This is a genomic window from Streptococcus sp. GMD6S, assembly GCF_000297015.1.
Genome location: NZ_AJRH01000167.1, coordinates 1 through 1058, shown reverse-complemented (window position 1 = coordinate 1058; position 1058 = coordinate 1). Strand labels below are relative to the sequence as shown.

The window sequence follows — 1058 nt, the reverse complement described above, 5'->3', positions numbered from 1 at the left end:
ATTGATACCATTCTATCCAATTCTAATAACCGTTTATCTATGGTAGGATTTGGTGGGAAAATTGACAATAAAAAGAATGATCAGTATTGGGATGGAAATAAATGGAGACTTTTTAGACCATACTGGCCCTATGAACGGATGACAAAATACTATGATGGCGTTTCACCATGGGATGATGCTAACACGATTTTAGGATGGAGTAACAATGCTCGTGCTGCTAAAACAGCGGTATACAACATGAGTATTGCAGGAGGTAATTCCATTGGTACTGAGTCAGGTATTGGTACCGGGACCAATATTGGGGCTGGATTAACCTTGGCCAACCAGTTAATGGGAAGTGCAAGATCTAATGCTAAGAAAGTCGTTATTTTGCTTTCAGATGGCTTTGCGAATATGGTCTACGATGCCAATGGTTACACTATATATAACTACAATAACGAAGATCCTAATATCGAAACAGCTCCCCAGTGGTTTTGGGATAGATTAAATAATAATCTAAATAGTCTATCATATAGCTTGGCTCCAACACTTGATGGTTTCTATTCGATTAAATTTCGTTATTCAAACAATGTCGACAGTATTACCAGTCTGCAATATTATATGAGGCAACATAATGCCTCCATTCCAAATGAAATATTCTCTGCAAATGATGAAGACCAGTTACAAGACAGTTTCAAAGATATTACTGATAAGATTCTGCCACTGGGAATCCACCACGTGACCATCAAGGATGTTCTTTCTAAGTATGTCCAGCTATTACCAAACGGATCGTCAGAGTTTCGTGTCGTTAAAGAGAAAGATGGTAGCAGTGAAACATTAAGCAACGAGCAAGTAACTTTTGAAACCAAGACAAGTTCAGAAGGTTTAGTGGAGGTTACAGCTAATTTTTCTCCTAATTATTCCTTGGAAGATGGCGCTAGATATGTACTAAAATTTAAAGTTACATCTAGTCAAGATGCTTTGGATGCCATTGCTGGTGATAAAAAACTAGAGGCTGGTGATGCTGAAGGTTCTGATGTCAATAAACTCTACTCCAATAAAGGTGCCAGTGTCACCTA

The 1058-nt window shown here is 38.1% G+C and carries 1 pseudogene; it reads left to right on the top strand.

Features of this window, described 5'->3' with window-relative positions:
* Nucleotides 1–1058, top strand: a pseudogene (pitA, locus tag GMD6S_RS12785) (PI-2 pilus tip adhesin PitA); the annotation flags it as partial.